At 57.1% G+C, this 252-nt stretch carries 1 protein-coding gene; it reads left to right on the top strand.

The window, feature by feature from the left end:
* On the top strand, window positions 1-236 hold a 236-nt coding region (locus tag SB717_RS37980; protein WP_410908340.1), incomplete at its 5' end, for a hypothetical protein.
* Between the last annotated feature and the right edge of the window lie 16 nt (window positions 237-252).

Genomic DNA, 252 nt, shown 5'->3' with positions numbered 1-252 from the left:
CCGTCAACCTATTGCTGGCTTACGTTCGAGTCCGCGATGCGCAAGGAGTGGGTGTAACTGGATTGCGTGCCAAAGACTTTAAGATTGTCCGGTTGAATCCCTGGGCCGAGCATCCGGCAGGGGAGAGTTTGCCAATTCGCTACTTGTCTGAAAAACTGGGGATTCCGGACTCGCCTGCGGGCAGCTATGTCCTCGGCCTCGGGACGCTGGACGATGAGAGTGGGCCTCGGGAGTGAGCTTTGATGATTACCG

Source organism: Priestia sp. SIMBA_032, assembly GCF_046535215.1.
Taxonomy (GTDB): domain Bacteria; phylum Bacillota; class Bacilli; order Bacillales; family Bacillaceae_H; genus Priestia; species Priestia aryabhattai.
The sequence above is the reverse complement of the archived record's forward strand: the minus strand, read 5'-3'. Positions and strand labels throughout refer to the sequence as shown.